Below are 18,064 nucleotides of genomic sequence, written 5' to 3'. Positions count from 1 at the left end.
AGTCTATTCACGAAGTGCCTCTGAAATTGTGTTCTATCCTTTTGCTTGCAGTGCCGCGATGCGGGTTTCAAGTGGTGGGTGGCTAGCAAAAAGCTTGTGAATTTTACCTGCACTGATGGCAAATGCGGCCATTTCATCTGGCAGCGGCGGCGAATCTTGGTGTTGCTTCAAGCGCATAAGCGCCGCAATCATACTCTGCTTACTGGTCAGTGAAGCACCTCCGGCATCAGCGCGGAATTCCCGGTAACGAGAGAACCACATGAGAATCATCATGGCGAATACGCCCAGTATCAATTCAGCAATGATTGATACGATCCAAAACGCTGGGCCATGCCCCCGCTCAACACGAAATACAACCCGGTCTACAATATGGCCGATTACCCGCGACAGGAAAACCACGAAGGTATTCAGGACCCCTTGCAATAGCGCCATGGTTACCATATCGCCATTGGCAACATGACTCACTTCATGTGCCAGTACCGCTTCTACTTCTTCCTGACGCATACTCTCGAGTAACCCCGTACTGACGGCAACCAATGAACTGTTTTTACTCCATCCTGTAGCGAAGGCATTTGGCGATGGGTGATTGAAAATACCAACTTCAGGCATTTTGATACCAGCCGCAGACGATTGGCGGTGTACGGTATTCATCAACCATTGTTCAACATTGTTTCGCGGCTGTTCAATGGTGTGAACCCCCATGGTTTTCTTGGCGATAAATTTCGACAGCAGCAACGATATAAAAGAGCCACTGAAACCGATCACCGCTGAGTAAACCAACAACGCTTGCAGGTTTAAGTCAACACCGTTTTGGGCCAGTAAACCCTCCAAGCCCAAGAGGCTGAAGGTAATACTCAACAATGCCAGAATAGCTATGTTGGTCGCTAAAAATAAGGCAATACGCAGCATAAATAGCTCCTGTTTCATTTATACCTAAAATGAGGGAGAACAGGGCAAAATCAAGAGCCATTATCTTGCAAAGCTAGCAAATATTTTAGTCATGGCGATGAAAAGCAGTGAAATCCGCAAGGTTGAAAATAATTGGCCATGAGTATTTAGCAATACTAGGTTAGGGGAGGAAGATGGGGAGAGATTTCGTCAGCAAACTGTCAAGAATGTAAAGAATTGTAAAGCTCAGAACTAAACAAGCCAGCGAAAGACTGAGAGGTTTGCAATAACGCATTCTTATCGGAGTTTTAATGAAATATTTTAGTCGCCCTTTTCTTACCACAACCTCATGCCTTTTAATGTCATTAGGCGTTATGAGTGTTACTGGCTGTAGCTCAGACAGCGAGCGAGGCTCGGGGTGGGTTAAGTTTTATAATGCATCTCCAAACTCACCGGCTGTATTTCTCACCTTAGATGAAGATCTTACCAGCGATGACACGGATGAATTTGAGCAGACATTTACGAGCGTGCAGTTCGGCAATGCGTTGAGCAATCGAGAGGTCCCCGAAGGCACGTATTATTACGAATTGGCATGGCAGGATGAAGACAGCAGTGCTCGTACGGATCTCGAACTGTTAGCGGAGAGTCAAATCAATGTGCGTAGCGACATCATTTCTTTCGTTGTGTTAAGTGGTGATGTTTTATCACCAGAGGTGAATGTTTATGAAGTTGATGTCATTGATGATGAAGACGACACCAGTAATGATTTGTTTAATTTGCGAGTTTTGAATGCGTCGGAGGCTTATCCAAATCTTGACGTGTATTACTCAAAATCAGATGAAACCTTCAATGAGGCAGAGTTTTTCAGCAGTGCTAATTATCTATCATTGTCTGACAACAATAAGTTAGCCGAAGATCAGTATATCTTCTACGTAACAGAGGCTGGCAGCACTGACGTACTATTTGAGTCTACTGAAGTAGACTATTTATACAGCACCCAGTATGTATTGATCATTCGTCCGAGTGATGGCGCGGGTCAATCTCCTTTTGTTATCGATAACGTGGGTAATACCAGCGTGGCTAGTTATCAAGCCGTTGATGCTGAGGCGCGTTTTCAATTCTACAACGGCATCCAGATGTCAGACTTGTTACCCGACTACTCCGGCACTGTAGAAATTAACGTGGCGGGGATCTCCGAGCAAAATGATAACCAAGTACCAATATTAAGCACAGGAGAGGTCAGTCAATCCTATGAAGTCGAGAATGGTGACTACAGTGTGAATGTTACTGATGCGCAAAGCGGAGAAGTGATGCTAAACAGTCAATTGTTAAGCCTTCCCGAAAATACTGACAAGACAGTCTTCTTTTACGCGATGGAAGAGTATGCAGATGATGATGGTGACGGAGATTATGACGAAGATGGTGATGGCCAAATTGATGAAATCCGCGCAAAGCTAATGTCTACCATTGTTGCCAATAGTACACGTGAGCGGATATACGACCACGAAGTTAAAGTGCTAAACCTAGCATTCAGCTACGACTTTACCCGCGTGACGTTTTACTTTGTTAAAAACAACGAAAGCATATCAACTACTGAGCAGCGTCGTTCGGCCATTATTGGCAACGCTGAATCACTGGTGTTGTTGAACAATACGTACGAGGTGTTTGCCATCGCGACTATTGATGGCTCAGATATCATTCTTGATAGCCAATCGTTATCGTTAGATGAAACATCAGATGAACTGTTTTTACTGTTAGAAGTGAACGACCAATCACCAAGTGGTTATAGCTTGCGTACAATGCCTCAACGCAGTGTTGAGTAAGAAAGCTTAATTAATCTGTAAGGCACTCCGAAAGGTGTGCCTACTTCAATTGGGAAATGTCATTTAAAATGGTTTGACGAATTAGCGTGACGATTTATGGTTCTCTTCGCGCTTTGGCAAACTGTAAGTATGGAACACGACTTGGTTGCGACCTGCTTGCTTCGCGCGGTATAGCTCTTTATCTACAAGTGAGAGAAGGTCCGATAAGGTTACAGCACGATAATTCACATTGGGGTTGGGAATAAAGATAGCGCCAATGCTACAGGTTAGAGTACTTGAAATGGGAGATGCTTCATGCGGGATAGCAAGTGTTTGGATTTCTTCACACAGCTCATTTACGCGTTGTTTTGCCGATGTTTCATCTTCAGCCTGCATAATTAACGCGAATTCCTCACCGCCAATACGGGCACACATTTCAGCTGAACGTCGGCAGAATTTTTGTAGGGCATTTCCTACATTGATCAAGGCTTGATCACCCTCTGGATGCCCGAGAGAATCGTTAAAAAGTTTAAAGTAATCTAAATCCAGTGTAACCAGTAAAAATGCGGTTTCGTGCCTAACGGCATGATGCCATGCATCAGAAGCGTGTTCATCAAATGCTCTGCGGTTTGCGATACCAGTTAAACTATCAGTCATTGAAAGTGAGATTAATTGTTCTCGTTGCCGATTGACCAGGTCCACTGATTTATTAAAAGCGGCACGCATTTTTTCCAGTTCGGCAACCGGCAGTTGCTGTGTGAGTGGCTGCATCTGTTCTTGCTCCACCATTTCAGCAATTTCTTGCGTGTTCCGCCATAGTGGACGAATAAGTGATTTATCGATCGCAAACATTAACACCGCGGGCACTAAAACCAGCAACAACAAAATGAATACCTCAGACCAACCCAATAACTCAGGTACATTCAGAGGGTCGTGGGTAATGGTGAGTAGCATGATGGGCGTACCAGCATAATCATCTAGTAAGCGCTTGCGCTGAAGCGCAAAGCCTTCCACTAATTGCGGTGTTAAGAGAGAAACGACACCATGGGTTTCCGGATCATGCAATGAGGTTGATTTAAAGTTAAGGGTTAGTCGTGTGACGGCTTGTAACCCTTCCATTTGATCTGCAGTAACGCCTTGAACAAACATAAGATAGCCAGCAGGCTCAGCCTCCATGCTTGAATCAGTGATGTACTGCACCGCAAAGGAGCCGGGGCCTTCTTGTGTTGATACCCAGCCTGTTCTCTCCCATTTATCACCTGGTGTCACGTCGTTTGGAAATACTTGAGATGGCGCAAAATTGAGAAGCTCTGCGGTTTCTGCGAAGTCTTCGTTTTCTAAACTGAATCCTTGTGACAAGACAACATTGAAGTTGCGATCTAAAATAATGATGGCGTACAGGTCAAAGGTCTCAAAAGTGCTCGATAGTATATTGTCATCCACAAAAGCCTGGTTTTGTTCTGGTGCCAGAACGTAGTCGTAGGTATCAGTCCAGTGCGCCCAATCGGTGGTGACCGCCAGTAATTGGTCTAACTTTTGTTCCAGCCCCTTATTTAAACTCTGTAGTTCACGGCGCTGATGCTCTTCCACAGTCGCCATATCGTGTGGGAACTCAACAAACACACGATAACCAATAAACACAGCAACTAATAAGGAGCTGTAAATAACAAGAAAGTACAAAAAGTAACGTCGAATTGAATACAACGGCAAACCTTTCTGCATGCGATTATTAGACTAAGCGTAGTTTAAAAATATCGACCCTGCTGCTTTCAGAAATAATTATTGGGCAATCGAACGAGCGGCGGGAAGGTAGCATTCAGGAAGGCTTAATATTAAGTGTGATGCGCCGAGAAATCTTACAAAGCTAGCATTTAGTACAGTTTACCTAAATTTATTAATTTATTAGTGTCTTTAGGGCAGTCAGGTTTGATTGCTTATTTTGGAAACTTTATTAAAAGGAATTAACACAATGTATGTTCTAAACGAAAATGAATGTGAAGCTATTAATGGTGCTGGTTGGCAATATTTAGCGGGATGGGCCGTGGGCCATGCGTTAGATTATGCAATAAACACTTACGTCGACTCTTGGCAAAGTGCCGTTGAAAACGGATGGGGTTCTAACCCCGTTGGTCCGGCTGGTAATAGTGCAGGCTTTGGAACTATTTAAATACAATGCGGGCTAGTGTGCATTGCGCTAAGCCCGCCAAAAAAGAAAGGCCCGTAATATGAAAAGTAGTTATCTTTTAATTTTAGGTATTGTTGTTGGCCTATTACTCGCTAACCTGCTACCTAAAGATACTTCTATTTTTGTTCATTTTGGATTGGCGGTCCTGCTAGGTCTTATTGGGATTGGAGCCGTTAAACTTTTTCGCCAGCGCTAGATATAAGCGCTAGCCGCATCTCTCTAACGTATAAAGTGACACAAAATCTACCGTCCTCGTAAAGGCCAGAAACTCGTAGGTCCGTTTTTTACAATATTCACTAATGAAAAAGGTCATTCCGTTGTAAACGGAACCTCCCTAGAATAGTGAGATGTCTATTGAAATTCAGCTATTTCCCAAGGGAGTCGTGGCCTGCGCCACGTTGACGTGTTTCTTTGAATGGTTGCAACGCACAACATCTTATCGTGAAGACCTCACAGTAGCACAGGGCAGGTTTTAAGCGAATATCCCTATATTCGCACTTAATCTCGGTAGCTTATAAATCCACCATTATAAAAACACTGTTTGATATGTCGGTTACAGAGGCCTTAGGGCAATCTTAACCTACGCTCAGATTACGGTTGCTTTACGCTGATTCCTTCACTGTGTAACTCTGTTAGTCTAAGCTGCGCTTTTTGCTCGCCTTGTTTGGCTGATTTTGTATACCAACTAACCGCTTTAGCTATATCCTTGGCCGTCCCTTCTCCTTGCTCGTACATATAACCAATTTGATACTGTACACCGGCATTATTATCTTTTGCAGCTTCCTTAAACCAGAATAGAGCCTTCGCAAGGTCTTTTGAAGTTCCCAAACCTTGATAGTGTAACTGAGCTAAATGAAATTGTGCGCGTGGATTGCCCTGTTTTGCAGATTCACCGTACCAAAACAAAGCTTGTTGGTAGCTCTTTTTAACGCCCCTACCTCTTTCATACATGTTACCTAAATTATATTGACTTGCATCATCTCCTTGAACTGCTGACTTGGTATACCAAAGAGCTGCTACTTCAAAGTTTTTTTCAACACCTTTGCCAACACTGTACAAATACCCTAACAACCTTTGACTGTAACTATCTCCATCATTCGCAGAAATGTGAAAATACTGGGCAGCACTTTCGTAATCTTGGAGATTGAAAGCCCGTTTGCCTTTTTCTATGTTAGAAGCTGCATTAACTGCAAGTGAAGCGAAAATGAAAATCAGAAGTAGGGAAAGTTTCATATTTATTCTCTGCAAAAAGGTTAACTTAAACCTTTAAATGTGAAGATTTCGTCAGGATGAATGGCCACTGCTTTAGTAGACACAACAAAATCATTTCCCTCAAAAGCAATTGGTTTTGCTTAATGCAATCTTTTGTGTGATTCGATATACTCCACGACGTATCTAAATTATCGGTTAGGAGGAACTTAGTGATTGTAGTAAACCTGACCGGGCACCAAAACTAACCAAACAGTTAGTCACTCAGCCCGGTGTATGCCGGGGCACAAGCCCCTTTTCATATTTCTATTAACGTTATTGTTAAGGGTTTGCTATGACAAATTATCACGCTTTATCCAGCATAGGTTGGAGTCCTTTCTTTCAGCAACAATTATCACTCGATGAATGGGATGAGGTTATTCCTGCTCGTGTGGTAGAGCAACATAAATCCATTATCGGTTTGACAACCGAGTCTGAGGATTTAAGCCTAGAGTTAACTCACAATATGCCGGCTATGGTGGTGGGTGATTGGGTTCTACTCGATAAAGAACATCGGTTTTATCGTCTTCTTGAGCGTAAAACATGTTTCCGCCGCAAGTCAGCAGGCGCAGAGGTTGATTGGCAATTAATCGCAGCGAATGTCGACACCGCTTTTATTGTTTGTTCATTAAATGACGATTTTAATTTAAGTCGCATAGAACGCTATCTGTCACTTGCTAATTCAGCAGATGTAGAGCCGGTTGTGGTGTTAACTAAAAGTGACTTGGTGGAAGACCCAGAAGCTTGGGTGAAGAAGGTACACGAGATGGATAGAAATCTGCCTGTAGTTGCCGTCAACGCATTAAGTTCAGAGTGTACTGAAGGGCTCAATGAGTGGCTTGGAACAGGTCGAACGGTCGTTATTCTGGGTTCATCTGGAGTGGGGAAATCAACTATCACCAATACTTTACTGGGTGAACAACGCCAAGCGAAAGGCTGTATTCGATCAGATGATGATAAAGGCCGTCACACCACGACCAACCGTTCACTTTTGGGGATCCCTAGTGGCGGAATGATATTGGATACACCGGGCATGCGAGAACTTCAAATCGCAGATTGTCAGGATGGCATTGCTTCTACATTTTCTGATATAGAGGCGCTCGCATCGAAATGCCGTTTTTCCGATTGCAATCATGTGGGAGAGCCTGGGTGCGCTGTTATTGAAGCGGTATCCGCTGGTGAACTGGATGCAAGACGCCTAAAAAATTATCTGAAGCTACTCAAAGAAGAAGCGATGAATTCGGCGTCGCTATCGCAAAAACGAGCTAAAGATAAAGCGCTGGGCAAGTTTTACAAGCGAACACTTGTCGATTCATACAAGATAAAGGGCCGGTATTAAGCGGCCCTTGCCTAGTTTGTTAAATTTGCAGTGAAATCGTGTACGCAAAAACATACTTGCAACATAAACTAGATGTATATCTATAAAGATGTTGCAGTATCGGTTTCGCTGAAAACGACGGATTGATTCTTACCTGCACTTTTCGCTCGGTTAAAGCTTGGTCAGCTCGGGAATATAACTCCTTAGAGGTTAAATTTTGTGTCAGGCATGAGAAGGCTATACCGCATGAAGCGGTCATCTTTTTGTGTGGTGGGTTGTCTTCGTGAGGAATGTCAAGCTTGAGGATCTGTGTACACATGGATTGAGCAAGACGAAAGGCATCATCTTTGTTTTCACAGGTCGAAATAAATACGAATTCTTCACCACCGACTCGAAAAGCTGATTCATTAGCGCGGCGGCTCATCTTCCTCAATAATTCACCTATTCTTTTGATGACATCATCACCACTCGGATGCCCGTATCGGTCGTTAAACTTCTTGAAATTGTCTAGATCAATAATCGTGAGCATTAATAACTTTTTCTCTCGATGAGAACGATTGAGTTCATAGTCTAATATACGATGAAACTCCCTTCTGTTATAAAGGCCAGAAAGCTCATCTGTTTTAGCAACGGTCTCAATTGCTTTGTCAGTCAATCTTACATAGCGGATCAGGAAGTACCATAAAATCAACACCAAGATGAAGGACACCATCATCGAAATAACCAAGTATTGCCCACGCTGCCGCTTGCTCTGATCAAGGCTGGATTGAGTCTCTTTTAGTACCTCATCTATTGCGTTAGCTATCCCACTGCTAAAGTCATTCTTGTAACCTTGATATTCATCGCTTTTTAATAGTGACAATGCTTGCTCGTTTTTGTTTGCTTGGACTAAAGCAAACGCTCGCTTTTCCAGCGCAACAAGCTGTGTATTTGCTTTTGCAGTGTCCTGAAAGAAAGCCGATATTTTGGGGTCGGTGTTGGAAGCTTGTTCCAATAATTCCTCTATTGCTAATTCGTACTGGTCATACCGATTCTTCCATTGCGTACCGCTATCGAGAGTAGCGACAAGCGCAGACATCGTCAGAACTTCATCATGCAACGCGATATCTTGGGCTAGGATTTTCAGGTTATAAAAGCGGGAACTGAGAGTGTGTTGTTGATTGAAAAAATATACGGCGGTCGCAGCAGTAAAAATAAGCGCAAACAATGCAATGGTTAATAAGGCAAAGAGTGTCAAACGCAATTTGTATATGCGATTAGGCATCAGGTAGCTTTTTTTCAATGCTATGTCGCCCGCATTATGACACTTAAAACCAAGCTTATACCGCTAAAAGCTGCTTGTCGAACTTACGGCGAAATGCAGGTGCCATGAAAAAGGAGTTTCCAATTTCTGAGTGACGGTGTGTGCTGACAATAATCTTGCTGATGAAACTGTAGGAATGAGTTAACGTTGCGCTATGTTGATTCACTTTTAGCGGGTAGGAACACAAGAAATGAAATGGTTATTCAGTTTAGCGGCAGTGTTGGGCGTTACCTATGTTGTTTCGTTACCGTTTCATCCTTACCCATTCAGTTTTGTGTTGAAAGCGATGCCGGTTTTGTTACTCGCAGCAATCAGTTTGAGGCTTCTTTCCGGTCGTCAGCGTGTGTTGTATATCATTGCTATGGTGGGTTCAGCCGCTGGTGATGTGTTTCTAGATATGGATCGTCAGCTATATCTTAAACACGCATTACTTTCGTTTTTAATCACCCAAATCTGCTACATCGTCATATTTGTAAAGCTAAGAGCTATTCACAAACTCTCCCTTCCAGCTAAAACATTTAGTTATGTAGCACCTATCGCAGTCGCTATTTTTTTACTCTATCAGTTTCACCCGAACACGGGGACTATGTGGTGGCCAGTGGTGGTGTATGTCGCGTGTCTCACCGCAATGGCAATACTCGCGATGCAGACAGGACACAGCTGGATAGCATTAGGTGGAGTTTTATTTATGCTTGCGGATGCGATGATCGGCATTAATCGATTTTGGTTACCATTTGATGCTTCAACCTATGTGATTGTTTCGACTTATCTGACGGCACAGTTATTAATTGGTTACGGATTGTTGTTGAAGCGATAACCCGTAAATTTCTTGCGGTCGGTGCATTGCGATTAGAAGAGGAAGGTGCGTCTGCCTTATGACCACATTTTGCGTTCGGCTTTGAAACACTACATTTTCTTATGGCATGATTAGGCGCAAGTGCAGTATAATTCAGCGCTAAGGTTACCAATGAAGCGAACCCTTCGCTTGAATAGGGTTAAATTTCATGGAGTTAGGCTTAACTAGAACAAAGGTTTCTTGCAGGCCGACCAACCCTCTACCAACCCTACATTTTCAGGCACATACCTGATTAAAAATAATTCAAATTTCGACTGTCACTGTCGGTTCTTTTCTGTTATCATTTCGCGCCCTTTTTATCGGGGTACGGTTAAAAATTGGCCGAAAGGTCCGTTTTTAGCAGCTTTAGTGGCTCATATGAGTCGTAATTTAACAGCGGAGCACTAACATGATCCAAATGCAAACTAACCTGGATGTTGCTGACAACAGCGGCGCTCGCAGGGTTCAGTGTATTAAGGTTCTTGGTGGCTCGCATCGCCGTTATGCACATATCGGTGACATCATCAAAGTTACTGTTAAGGAAGCAATTCCTCGCGGTAAAGTAAAAAAAGGTGACGTACTGAATGCAGTGGTGGTGCGTACGAGGAAAGGCGTTCGTCGTCCAGACGGTTCAACTATCCGTTTTGATAACAACGCAGCTGTCTTGTTGAACAACAACAAGCAACCTATTGGTACGCGTATCTTTGGCCCGGTTACCCGTGAGCTTCGTGGCGATTCGTTCATGAAGATTATCTCACTGGCCCCAGAGGTACTATAAGGAGTCACGATAATGGCTAATAAAATTCGTCGTGATGATGAAGTAGTCGTATTGGCAGGTAAAGACAAAGGCAAGCTTGGCAAAGTTAAGCGTGTTTTTTCGTCTGAAAACCGTGTCATTGTAGAAGGTGTAAATGTAATCAAGAAACACCAGAAGCCTAACCCTCAATTGGGTGAAGCTGGCGGTATTATTGAGAAAGAAGCACCTATTCACGTTTCAAATGTAGCGATCGTTAACCCGGCAACGGGCAAAGCTGATCGTGTTGGTTTCCGTTTAGAAGGCGAGAAGAAAGTTCGTTTCTTCAAGTCTAACGGCGAACTCGTTTAATTTAATTGGAGAGTACGATGGCGAAACTGCATGATTTCTATAAAGAAACAGTAGTAGCTGAACTTGCTAAGCAGTTCGGGTACAAAAGCGTCATGCAAGTCCCTCGGATTGAAAAAATCACTCTAAACATGGGTTTAGGTGAAGCTGTAGCTGACAAGAAGGTGCTTGAGAATGCTCAAGCTGACATGACTGCAATTGCAGGTCAGAAGCCGATTGTTACTGTAGCGCGCAAATCTGTCGCGGGTTTTAAAATCCGTGAAGGTTATCCGATTGGCTGTAAAGTAACCCTGCGCGGCGAGCGTATGTGGGAATTCCTTGAGCGTTTAATCTCAATTGCAATCCCGCGTATCCGTGACTTCCGTGGTTTAAACCCGAAGTCATTTGATGGCCGTGGTAACTATAGCATGGGCGTTCGTGAGCAAATTATCTTCCCTGAAATCGATTTCGATAAGGTAGATAAAATCCGCGGTATGGATATCACTATCACTACCAGCGCGAACACGAACGAAGAAGCGCACGCATTATTGTCTGCGTTTAACTTCCCGTTTAAAAAGTAAGGTGTAGGGTTATGGCAAAAGAATCAATGAAAGCTCGCGAAGTAAAGCGTTCTAAGCTAGTAGCTAAGTACGCAGAAAAACGCGCAGCACTTAAAGCGATTATCAGCGATGTTAACGCCTCTGAAGAAGAGCGTTGGGATGCTGTTCTAAAGCTACAATCACTACCGCGTGATTCAAGTCGTGCACGTCAACAAAACCGTTGCCGTATCACGGGTCGTCCACACGGTTTCCTACGCAAATTTGGTCTTAGCCGTATCAAGCTTCGTGAAGCAGCGATGCGCGGTGAAGTCCCTGGCCTTAAGAAAGCCAGCTGGTAAGGAGTAGCTGATATGAGTATGCAAGATCCTATCGCGGATATGTTTACCCGCATCCGTAACGGCCAAATGGCGCAGAAAGTTGCTGTGACTATGCCATCTTCTAAGCTTCGCACTTCAATTGCGAAAGTTCTTAAAGAAGAAGGTTATATCACTGACTTCGCGGTATCTGGTGACGTTAAGCCTACCCTAGAAGTGACGCTTAAGTACTTCGAAGGTAAGCAAGTAATCGACACAATTGAGCGTGTAAGTCGCCCTGGTCTACGCATCTACAAAAAGAAAGATGAGTTACCAAAAGTAATGGGTGGTTTAGGCGTTGCTATCGTGTCTACTTCAAAAGGTGTGATGACTGACCGTGCTGCGCGTAAAGCAGGCATGGGCGGTGAGATCATCGGTTATGTAGCGTAACGGGAGAAGTAGAATGTCACGTATAGCTAAAGCTCCAGTTGACGTTGTATCTGGCGTAGAAGTTTCTATCGCTGGTCAAGAAGTCACTGTAAAAGGTAAAAACGGTACGCTATCACGCGTATTCAACGACGCTGTTGAAATCGTTCAAGAAGAACAGCAGCTTAAAGCACTTCCTCGTGAAGGTGTTGCGAATGCATGGGCCCAAGCGGGTACTGCGCGTTCATTGTTGAATGCAATGGTTGTTGGTGTATCAGAAGGTTTTGAGAAAAAACTTCAGTTGTTAGGTGTTGGTTACCGTGCGCAAGCTCAAGGTAGCAAGCTAAACCTTACACTAGGTTTCTCACACCCTGTTGTTTACGAAATGCCTGCTGGTATTTCGGTAGAAACTCCTAGCCAAACTGAAATCGTCGTCAAAGGCGCTGATAAGCAGGTGGTAGGACAGGTTGCAGCCAACATTCGCGGCTATCGTCCACCAGAGCCTTATAAAGGTAAAGGTGTTCGTTACTCAGACGAGAATGTTCTGCGTAAAGAAGCTAAGAAAAAGTAGGTGGGTGATACGATGGATAAGAAAACAGCTCGCTTACGTCGCGCAACTCGTGCACGTAAGAAGATCAGTGAACTGGCCGCGCATCGCTTGGTAGTTAACCGCACACCTCGCCACATTTATGCTCAGTTAATCGCACCAAACGGTTCTGAAGTATTGGCGGCGGCTTCTACTGTTGAAGCAGATCTTAAGAAAGGTCTTAAATCAACAGGTAATGCAGAAGCAGCGGCGGCAGTCGGTAAAGCAATTGCTGAGCGCGCAATCGAAAAAGGCGTCAAAGACGTGGCTTTCGATCGTAGCGGATTTAAATACCACGGTCGTGTGAAAGCATTGGCTGACGCGGCTCGTGAAGCCGGTCTTCAGTTCTAGGAGATAACAATGGCTAAACAAGAAGTTCAAAACGGTGAACTGTTAGAGAAGCTCATTGCCGTAAACCGTGTATCAAAAGTAGTTAAAGGTGGTCGCATCTTTAGTTTTACTGCTTTGACAGTGGTTGGTGATGGCAATGGCCGTGTAGGTTTCGGTTACGGTAAAGCACGTGAAGTGCCTGCTGCTATCCAGAAAGCTATGGAAAAAGCACGTCGCAATCTTGTTGACGTTGACTTGAACGGTCACACACTACAGCACCCTATTAAAGGTCGTCACTCTGGCTCTAAAGTATATATGCAGCCTGCATCTGAAGGTACCGGTATCATTGCTGGTGGTGCGATGCGTGCAGTACTAGAAGTAGCTGGTGTACAGAACGTACTTTCAAAATGTTACGGCTCAACTAACCCAATTAACGTTGTACGTGCAACTATCAATGCATTGGTAGAGATGAACTCTCCAGCGCAAGTTGCTGCTAAGCGTGGGTTATCCGTAGATGAAATTTTGGGGTAATTGATAATGGCAACTTTAAAAGTCAAACAAACGAAAAGTGCGATCGGTCGTTTGCCAAAGCATAAAGCCACTTTAACTGGCTTGGGTCTTGGCAAGATTGGTCGTGTACGTGAGTTGGAAGATACCCCAGCCGTTCGTGGCATGATCAACCGTGTATATTACATGGTTGAGATCGTGGAGGAGTAAAAGATGCGTTTAAATACTCTTGCTCCTGCTCCAGGAGCGAAAAATTCGGGTAAGCGTTTGGGCCGTGGTATCGGTTCTGGTTTAGGTAAGACTGGTGGCCGTGGTCACAAAGGTCAAAAGAGCCGCTCTGGTGGTTCTGTTAAGCCAGGTTTCGAAGGCGGACAAATGCCAATCCAACGCCGTTTACCAAAGTTTGGTTTCACATCACGTGTAGGCTTGGTTTCTGACCAAGTGACACTATCTGAAATAGCTAAGGTAGAGGGTGACACTGTTTCTGTAGAAACTTTGAAAGCTGCAGGTCTTATTAAGAAAGACATTCAGTTCGTTAAAGTTATGAAGAGCGGTGAAATCTCTCGTGCAGTAACGGTTAGCGGTGTAAAGGTTTCAAAAGGTGCGCGTGAAGCGATTGAAGCTGCCGGCGGTAAAGTAGAGGAATAAGCTAGATGGCTAAACCAGGATTGGATTCAGGCGCGAAAGGCGGATTGAGCGAGCTTAAATCAAGATTGTTGTTCGTTTTAGGAGCGGTAATTGTTTTTAGGCTTGGTTCTTATGTGCCGATCCCTGGCATTGACCCAGCAGTGCTTGCTCAATTATTTGAGCAGCAAAAAGGTACTATCGTAGAAATGTTTAACATGTTCTCTGGTGGTGCTCTTGAGCGTGCGTCAGTGCTAGCCCTGGGCATTATGCCTTACATCACAGCTTCAATTATTATGCAGCTATTGTCGGTGGTTCACCCACCGATGATGGAGCTTAAGAAAGAAGGTGAGGCAGGGCGTCGTAAAATCAGCCAGTACACTCGTTATTTGACGCTTGTACTTGCGACTTTCCAGTCTATTGGTATTGCGACCGGACTACCCAACCTAATCCAGGGTTTGGTGATTGCCCCAGGCTTCGCGTTCTACTTTACAGCAGTAGTGAGTCTAGTAACGGGAACTATGTTCCTGATGTGGCTAGGTGAGCAAATTACTGAACGAGGTATCGGTAACGGTATCTCTATTCTGATCTTTGCGGGCATTGTCGCAGGTCTACCTACAGCGTTGGGTCAGACAGCAGAGCAAGCTCGTCAAGGTGATATTAACTTATTGTTCTTGTTGCTGATCGGTGCCATTGTCATCGCGTTGACATACCTTGTGGTATTCGTTGAACGTGCACAGCGCCGTATCGTAGTTAACTACGCAAAACAGCAAAAAGGCCGTAAGGTATTTGCAGCTCAAAGCACGCACTTACCACTTAAAGTTAATATGGCTGGTGTAATCCCGCCAATCTTTGCATCAAGCATTATCTTGTTCCCAGGAACAATTGCTGGATGGTTTGGTCAGAATGAATCAACGGCATGGTTAGCCGACGTAGCATTATTGCTATCGCCTGGACAACCGTTGTACGTTATGTTGTATGCAGCAGCGATTATTTTCTTCTGTTATTTCTATACTGCGTTGGTATTTAACCCACGCGATACAGCAGATAACTTGAAAAAGTCGGGTGCGTTTATCCCGGGCATCCGCCCAGGTGAACAAACATCACGCTACATCGACAAGGTAATGACTCGCCTCACATTAGCTGGTGCGCTCTACATAACCTTTATTTGTTTAGTGCCTGAATTCATGTTGATCGCTTGGAATGTTCCATTCTATTTCGGCGGTACTTCACTACTGATTATTGTAGTGGTCATCATGGACTTTATGGCACAGGTGCAGACTCATTTGATGTCACATCAATATGATTCTGTTCTCAAGAAAGCCAATCTGAAGGGTATCGGTCGTTAAGGCCGGCCCCACGATTGCGTACTACGGAGTGATGTAATGAAAGTTCGTGCATCCGTTAAAAAGATGTGCCGTAACTGTAAAGTCATCAAGCGCAACGGTGTTGTGCGCGTGATTTGCAGTGAGCCAAAGCATAAGCAAAGGCAAGGCTAATCAACGTTGCGTTCATTTTACTTTGCGTGGTTTCGGCGATTGATGCCACGCAAGTTGCATAGTAAATGAGCGTTTAAATTGCAATTTGGTCGACGGGTAAGTATCCTATCGGGCTTTTTAGGTCGTCGACATTAATTTAGAGGAGTGCTGTTAATGGCCCGTATCGCTGGCATTAACATTCCGGAACACAAGCATGCTGTGATTGCTATCCAAGCAATCTTTGGCATCGGTGCTACTCGTGCAAAGACTATTTGTGCGGCAGCTGGTGTTGCAGAAACTACCAAGATCAAAGATCTTGATGAAACAACTATTGATAAGCTTCGTGACGAAGTGGCTAAATTCACTGTTGAAGGTGATTTGCGCCGTGAAGTCTCAATGAGCATCAAACGTTTGATGGACCTTGGTTGCTTCCGTGGCATTCGCCACCGTCGTAGCTTGCCTCTACGTGGACAGCGCACTAAAACAAATGCGCGTACTCGTAAGGGTCCTCGTAAACCTATTAAGAAGTAACGGGGAGAGTAAGTTATGGCAAAAGCACCAACTCGCGCTCGTAAGCGCGTAAAACGTCAGGTTGCTGACGGTATGGCTCATATCCATGCGTCTTTCAACAATACAATTGTGACTATTACAGATCGTCAAGGTAACGCCTTGGCATGGGCAACTTCTGGTGGTTCTGGTTTCCGTGGTTCACGTAAATCAACTCCATTCGCTGCTCAGGTTGCTGCAGAACGCGCTGGCGTTGCTGCTCAAGAATACGGTCTGAAAAACCTAGAAGTGTTCGTTAAAGGTCCAGGTCCAGGCCGTGAGTCTGCGATCCGTGCGCTTAACGCAACTGGGTACAAGATCACAAACATTACCGATGTGACCCCTATTCCTCACAACGGTTGTCGTCCACCGAAAAAACGTCGCGTTTAATCGACGGACAACAGGAGAAAGATCATGGCAAGATATTTGGGTCCAAAACTCAAACTTAGCCGTCGCGAAGGCACAGATTTGTTCCTTAAGAGCGGCGTTCGCGCAATCGATTCTAAATGTAAAATCGATACTGCGCCTGGTCAACATGGTGCCCGTCGTGGCCGTTTGTCTGACTACGGTGTTCAGTTGCGTGAAAAGCAAAAAGTACGTCGTATGTACGGTGTACTAGAAAAACAGTTCCGTAACTACTATAAAGAAGCGGCACGTTTAAAAGGCAACACAGGTGAAAACTTGTTGCAACTTCTTGAACAGCGTCTTGATAACGTTGTTTACCGTATGGGTTTTGCAAGCACTCGCTCTGAAGCGCGTCAGCTTGTAAGCCACAAAGCTATTCTTGTAAATGGCAAAGTGGTTAATATCCCATCGTTCAACGTTAAAGCTGATGACGTGGTGTCTGTTCGTGAAAAAGCGAAGAAGCAAGCACGTATCGTGGCAGCACTAGAACTTGCTGACCAACGTGAAAAGCCAACGTGGATTGAAGTCGACAACTCGAAAATGGAAGGTACGTTCAAGCGTATCCCTGAAAGAACTGACTTGTCAGCCGAAATAAACGAACAGTTGATCGTCGAACTTTACTCTAAGTAAAGTGTAACTAAAGAGGATACATTGTGGGTTCTGTAACTGAATTCCTTAAACCAAGATTGGTTGAAATCGAAAACGTTTCTCCAACGCGTGCGAAAGTAACACTAGAGCCACTAGAGCGTGGTTTTGGTCACACTTTAGGCAATGCGTTACGTCGTATCTTATTATCTTCAATGCCGGGTTGTGCCGTAACTGAAGTAGAGATTGATGGTGTTTTACATGAGTACAGCACTAAAGAAGGCGTTCAAGAAGACGTCATCGAGATCTTGCTAAACCTTAAAGGTTTGGCCGTTAGCTTGGAGGGTAAAACCGAAGCTACGTTAACCTTGGTGAAATCTGGAGCGGGCCCGGTAACGGCTGGTGATATCCAGCACGACGGTGATGTTGAAATCGTAAACCCTGATCACGTGATTTGTACGCTTACTGGCGATACAGAAATCAGCATGCGTATCAAGGTAGAGATGGGCCGTGGTTATGTTCCAGCGGCGACGCGTCGTTCCTCTGAAGAAGATGATCGTCCTATTGGTCGTTTATTAGTTGACGCTTCATACAGCCCAGTTGAGCGTATCTCTTATGCTGTTGAAGCTGCGCGTGTTGAACAACGCACAGACTTGGACAAGCTAATCATCGATATGGAAACTAACGGTACTTTGGATCCTGAAGAAGCTATCCGTCGTTCTGCAACCATCCTAGCTGAACAGTTAGATGCGTTCGTAGAATTACGCGATATTTCAGAGCCAGTAGCGAAAGAAGAGAAGCCGGAGTTTGATCCGATTCTACTTCGTCCAGTTGATGATTTAGAGTTAACGGTTCGTTCTGCAAACTGTTTGAAAGCGGAAGCTATCCAATACATAGGTGACTTAGTACAGCGTACTGAGGTTGAGCTACTTAAAACGCCAAACCTTGGTAAAAAATCGCTTACTGAGATCAAAGATGTGCTCGCATCACGTGGACTTTCACTAGGCATGCGCCTAGAGAACTGGCCACCAGAGAGCATCGCTGAAAGAGATTAATCAGGCCTC

At 44.5% G+C, this 18,064-nt stretch carries 25 protein-coding genes; 21 read left to right on the top strand and 4 right to left on the bottom strand.

Annotation, left to right across the window (positions count from 1 at the left end; all coding sequences use genetic code 11):
• Positions 1 to 33: 33 nt before the first annotated feature.
• Positions 34 to 909, bottom strand: coding sequence for a protease HtpX (gene htpX, locus CSH93_RS15635; RefSeq protein ID WP_100644396.1), 876 nt, complete (start codon positions 907 to 909; stop codon positions 34 to 36).
• Between the two features lie 290 nt (positions 910 to 1,199).
• Here htpX and CSH93_RS15630 point away from each other — a divergent pair, with 290 nt between their 5' ends.
• Complete coding sequence (locus tag CSH93_RS15630) at positions 1,200 to 2,711, top strand: DUF4397 domain-containing protein (RefSeq protein WP_124748990.1); 1,512 nt, start codon at positions 1,200 to 1,202, stop codon at positions 2,709 to 2,711.
• Between the two features lie 81 nt (positions 2,712 to 2,792).
• Here CSH93_RS15630 and CSH93_RS15625 read toward each other — a convergent pair whose 3' ends face one another.
• Complete coding sequence (locus CSH93_RS15625; protein WP_100644296.1) at positions 2,793 to 4,412, bottom strand: sensor domain-containing diguanylate cyclase; 1,620 nt, start codon at positions 4,410 to 4,412, stop codon at positions 2,793 to 2,795.
• Between the two features lie 247 nt (positions 4,413 to 4,659).
• Here CSH93_RS15625 and CSH93_RS15620 point away from each other — a divergent pair, with 247 nt between their 5' ends.
• Positions 4,660 to 4,857 (top strand): hypothetical protein, encoded by a 198-nt coding sequence (locus CSH93_RS15620; RefSeq protein WP_100644294.1) that lies wholly within the window; start codon positions 4,660 to 4,662, stop codon positions 4,855 to 4,857.
• 58 nt (positions 4,858 to 4,915) lie between these two features.
• Positions 4,916 to 5,071 carry a hypothetical protein gene (locus CSH93_RS17960; RefSeq protein WP_164078395.1) on the top strand — a complete coding sequence of 52 codons (156 nt, stop codon included), beginning with the start codon at positions 4,916 to 4,918 and terminating at the stop codon, positions 5,069 to 5,071.
• Positions 5,072 to 5,466: 395 nt separating this feature from the next.
• Here CSH93_RS17960 and CSH93_RS15615 read toward each other — a convergent pair whose 3' ends face one another.
• Positions 5,467 to 6,108 carry a tetratricopeptide repeat protein gene (locus CSH93_RS15615; protein WP_100644292.1) on the bottom strand — a complete coding sequence of 214 codons (642 nt, stop codon included), beginning with the start codon at positions 6,106 to 6,108 and terminating at the stop codon, positions 5,467 to 5,469.
• Positions 6,109 to 6,418: 310 nt separating this feature from the next.
• On the opposite strand from CSH93_RS15615, the gene rsgA reads away from it, so the two are divergent.
• Entirely contained in the window at positions 6,419 to 7,462 is a 1,044-nt protein-coding gene (gene rsgA / locus CSH93_RS15610) for a ribosome small subunit-dependent GTPase A (RefSeq protein ID WP_100644290.1), read from the top strand.
• A 19-nt stretch (positions 7,463 to 7,481) separates the two neighbouring features.
• Here rsgA and CSH93_RS15605 read toward each other — a convergent pair whose 3' ends face one another.
• Positions 7,482 to 8,705, bottom strand: coding sequence for a GGDEF domain-containing protein (locus tag CSH93_RS15605; protein WP_100644289.1), 1,224 nt, complete (start codon positions 8,703 to 8,705; stop codon positions 7,482 to 7,484).
• Positions 8,706 to 8,934: 229 nt separating this feature from the next.
• On the opposite strand from CSH93_RS15605, the gene CSH93_RS15600 reads away from it, so the two are divergent.
• From CSH93_RS15600 to CSH93_RS15520, 17 genes are all read left to right on the top strand, one after another.
• A complete protein-coding gene (locus CSH93_RS15600; RefSeq protein ID WP_100644287.1) occupies positions 8,935 to 9,561 on the top strand; it encodes a lysoplasmalogenase in 627 nt (208 codons plus the stop codon).
• 427 nt (positions 9,562 to 9,988) lie between these two features.
• Entirely contained in the window at positions 9,989 to 10,357 is a 369-nt protein-coding gene (gene rplN, locus CSH93_RS15595; RefSeq protein WP_100644285.1) for a 50S ribosomal protein L14, read from the top strand.
• A 12-nt stretch (positions 10,358 to 10,369) separates the two neighbouring features.
• Entirely contained in the window at positions 10,370 to 10,684 is a 315-nt protein-coding gene (gene rplX, locus CSH93_RS15590; protein ID WP_100644283.1) for a 50S ribosomal protein L24, read from the top strand.
• Positions 10,685 to 10,701: 17 nt separating this feature from the next.
• The gene (gene rplE, locus CSH93_RS15585; protein ID WP_100644272.1) at positions 10,702 to 11,241 is read left to right on the top strand and encodes a 50S ribosomal protein L5; all 540 of its coding nucleotides are present in this window, start codon (positions 10,702 to 10,704) and stop codon (positions 11,239 to 11,241) included.
• A gap of 11 nt (positions 11,242 to 11,252) precedes the next feature.
• Positions 11,253 to 11,558, top strand: coding sequence for a 30S ribosomal protein S14 (gene rpsN / locus CSH93_RS15580; protein ID WP_100644270.1), 306 nt, complete (start codon positions 11,253 to 11,255; stop codon positions 11,556 to 11,558).
• Between the two features lie 12 nt (positions 11,559 to 11,570).
• On the top strand, positions 11,571 to 11,963 hold the full coding sequence (rpsH, locus tag CSH93_RS15575) for a 30S ribosomal protein S8 (RefSeq protein WP_100644268.1): 393 nt from the start codon (positions 11,571 to 11,573) through the stop codon (positions 11,961 to 11,963).
• A gap of 13 nt (positions 11,964 to 11,976) precedes the next feature.
• Positions 11,977 to 12,510 (top strand): 50S ribosomal protein L6, encoded by a 534-nt coding sequence (rplF, locus tag CSH93_RS15570; protein ID WP_100644267.1) that lies wholly within the window; start codon positions 11,977 to 11,979, stop codon positions 12,508 to 12,510.
• Between the two features lie 12 nt (positions 12,511 to 12,522).
• Complete coding sequence (rplR, locus tag CSH93_RS15565; RefSeq protein WP_100644395.1) at positions 12,523 to 12,876, top strand: 50S ribosomal protein L18; 354 nt, start codon at positions 12,523 to 12,525, stop codon at positions 12,874 to 12,876.
• A gap of 9 nt (positions 12,877 to 12,885) precedes the next feature.
• The gene (rpsE, locus tag CSH93_RS15560; protein ID WP_100644265.1) at positions 12,886 to 13,386 is read left to right on the top strand and encodes a 30S ribosomal protein S5; all 501 of its coding nucleotides are present in this window, start codon (positions 12,886 to 12,888) and stop codon (positions 13,384 to 13,386) included.
• A gap of 6 nt (positions 13,387 to 13,392) precedes the next feature.
• Positions 13,393 to 13,572 (top strand): 50S ribosomal protein L30, encoded by a 180-nt coding sequence (gene rpmD, locus CSH93_RS15555; RefSeq protein ID WP_100644263.1) that lies wholly within the window; start codon positions 13,393 to 13,395, stop codon positions 13,570 to 13,572.
• 3 nt (positions 13,573 to 13,575) lie between these two features.
• Complete coding sequence (gene rplO / locus CSH93_RS15550; protein ID WP_100644261.1) at positions 13,576 to 14,010, top strand: 50S ribosomal protein L15; 435 nt, start codon at positions 13,576 to 13,578, stop codon at positions 14,008 to 14,010.
• A 5-nt stretch (positions 14,011 to 14,015) separates the two neighbouring features.
• Positions 14,016 to 15,335 carry a preprotein translocase subunit SecY gene (secY, locus tag CSH93_RS15545; RefSeq protein WP_100644259.1) on the top strand — a complete coding sequence of 440 codons (1,320 nt, stop codon included), beginning with the start codon at positions 14,016 to 14,018 and terminating at the stop codon, positions 15,333 to 15,335.
• A gap of 36 nt (positions 15,336 to 15,371) precedes the next feature.
• A complete protein-coding gene (gene rpmJ, locus CSH93_RS15540) occupies positions 15,372 to 15,485 on the top strand; it encodes a 50S ribosomal protein L36 (protein ID WP_013343810.1) in 114 nt (37 codons plus the stop codon).
• 153 nt (positions 15,486 to 15,638) lie between these two features.
• Positions 15,639 to 15,995 carry a 30S ribosomal protein S13 gene (rpsM, locus tag CSH93_RS15535; RefSeq protein WP_100644257.1) on the top strand — a complete coding sequence of 119 codons (357 nt, stop codon included), beginning with the start codon at positions 15,639 to 15,641 and terminating at the stop codon, positions 15,993 to 15,995.
• A gap of 15 nt (positions 15,996 to 16,010) precedes the next feature.
• Entirely contained in the window at positions 16,011 to 16,400 is a 390-nt protein-coding gene (gene rpsK / locus CSH93_RS15530; RefSeq protein ID WP_100644255.1) for a 30S ribosomal protein S11, read from the top strand.
• Positions 16,401 to 16,424: 24 nt separating this feature from the next.
• The gene (rpsD, locus tag CSH93_RS15525) at positions 16,425 to 17,045 is read left to right on the top strand and encodes a 30S ribosomal protein S4 (protein WP_100644254.1); all 621 of its coding nucleotides are present in this window, start codon (positions 16,425 to 16,427) and stop codon (positions 17,043 to 17,045) included.
• A 20-nt stretch (positions 17,046 to 17,065) separates the two neighbouring features.
• Entirely contained in the window at positions 17,066 to 18,055 is a 990-nt protein-coding gene (locus CSH93_RS15520; RefSeq protein ID WP_100644252.1) for a DNA-directed RNA polymerase subunit alpha, read from the top strand.
• Positions 18,056 to 18,064: the final 9 nt, after the last annotated feature.

Source organism: Neoalteromonas facilis (assembly GCF_002807665.1).
GTDB classification, from domain to species: domain Bacteria; phylum Pseudomonadota; class Gammaproteobacteria; order Enterobacterales; family Alteromonadaceae; genus Alteromonas_E; species Alteromonas_E facilis.
This window is presented reverse-complemented; position numbering and strand designations above follow the sequence as displayed.

Excerpts from the sequence above, each read along its gene's own strand:
- htpX (WP_100644396.1), bottom strand. The coding sequence starts at position 909 with ATGCTGCGTATTGCCTTATTTTTAGCGACCAACATAGCTATTCTGGCA.
- CSH93_RS15630 (WP_124748990.1), top strand. The coding sequence starts at position 1,200 with ATGAAATATTTTAGTCGCCCTTTTCTTACCACAACCTCATGCCTTTTA.
- CSH93_RS15625 (WP_100644296.1), bottom strand. The coding sequence starts at position 4,412 with ATGCAGAAAGGTTTGCCGTTGTATTCAATTCGACGTTACTTTTTGTAC.
- CSH93_RS15620 (WP_100644294.1), top strand. The coding sequence starts at position 4,660 with ATGTATGTTCTAAACGAAAATGAATGTGAAGCTATTAATGGTGCTGGT.
- CSH93_RS17960 (WP_164078395.1), top strand. The coding sequence starts at position 4,916 with ATGAAAAGTAGTTATCTTTTAATTTTAGGTATTGTTGTTGGCCTATTA.
- CSH93_RS15615 (WP_100644292.1), bottom strand. The coding sequence starts at position 6,108 with ATGAAACTTTCCCTACTTCTGATTTTCATTTTCGCTTCACTTGCAGTT.
- rsgA (WP_100644290.1), top strand. The coding sequence starts at position 6,419 with ATGACAAATTATCACGCTTTATCCAGCATAGGTTGGAGTCCTTTCTTT.
- CSH93_RS15605 (WP_100644289.1), bottom strand. The coding sequence starts at position 8,705 with ATGCCTAATCGCATATACAAATTGCGTTTGACACTCTTTGCCTTATTA.
- CSH93_RS15600 (WP_100644287.1), top strand. The coding sequence starts at position 8,935 with ATGAAATGGTTATTCAGTTTAGCGGCAGTGTTGGGCGTTACCTATGTT.
- rplN (WP_100644285.1), top strand. The coding sequence starts at position 9,989 with ATGATCCAAATGCAAACTAACCTGGATGTTGCTGACAACAGCGGCGCT.
- rplX (WP_100644283.1), top strand. The coding sequence starts at position 10,370 with ATGGCTAATAAAATTCGTCGTGATGATGAAGTAGTCGTATTGGCAGGT.
- rplE (WP_100644272.1), top strand. The coding sequence starts at position 10,702 with ATGGCGAAACTGCATGATTTCTATAAAGAAACAGTAGTAGCTGAACTT.
- rpsN (WP_100644270.1), top strand. The coding sequence starts at position 11,253 with ATGGCAAAAGAATCAATGAAAGCTCGCGAAGTAAAGCGTTCTAAGCTA.
- rpsH (WP_100644268.1), top strand. The coding sequence starts at position 11,571 with ATGAGTATGCAAGATCCTATCGCGGATATGTTTACCCGCATCCGTAAC.
- rplF (WP_100644267.1), top strand. The coding sequence starts at position 11,977 with ATGTCACGTATAGCTAAAGCTCCAGTTGACGTTGTATCTGGCGTAGAA.
- rplR (WP_100644395.1), top strand. The coding sequence starts at position 12,523 with ATGGATAAGAAAACAGCTCGCTTACGTCGCGCAACTCGTGCACGTAAG.
- rpsE (WP_100644265.1), top strand. The coding sequence starts at position 12,886 with ATGGCTAAACAAGAAGTTCAAAACGGTGAACTGTTAGAGAAGCTCATT.
- rpmD (WP_100644263.1), top strand. The coding sequence starts at position 13,393 with ATGGCAACTTTAAAAGTCAAACAAACGAAAAGTGCGATCGGTCGTTTG.
- rplO (WP_100644261.1), top strand. The coding sequence starts at position 13,576 with ATGCGTTTAAATACTCTTGCTCCTGCTCCAGGAGCGAAAAATTCGGGT.
- secY (WP_100644259.1), top strand. The coding sequence starts at position 14,016 with ATGGCTAAACCAGGATTGGATTCAGGCGCGAAAGGCGGATTGAGCGAG.
- rpmJ (WP_013343810.1), top strand. The coding sequence starts at position 15,372 with ATGAAAGTTCGTGCATCCGTTAAAAAGATGTGCCGTAACTGTAAAGTC.
- rpsM (WP_100644257.1), top strand. The coding sequence starts at position 15,639 with ATGGCCCGTATCGCTGGCATTAACATTCCGGAACACAAGCATGCTGTG.
- rpsK (WP_100644255.1), top strand. The coding sequence starts at position 16,011 with ATGGCAAAAGCACCAACTCGCGCTCGTAAGCGCGTAAAACGTCAGGTT.
- rpsD (WP_100644254.1), top strand. The coding sequence starts at position 16,425 with ATGGCAAGATATTTGGGTCCAAAACTCAAACTTAGCCGTCGCGAAGGC.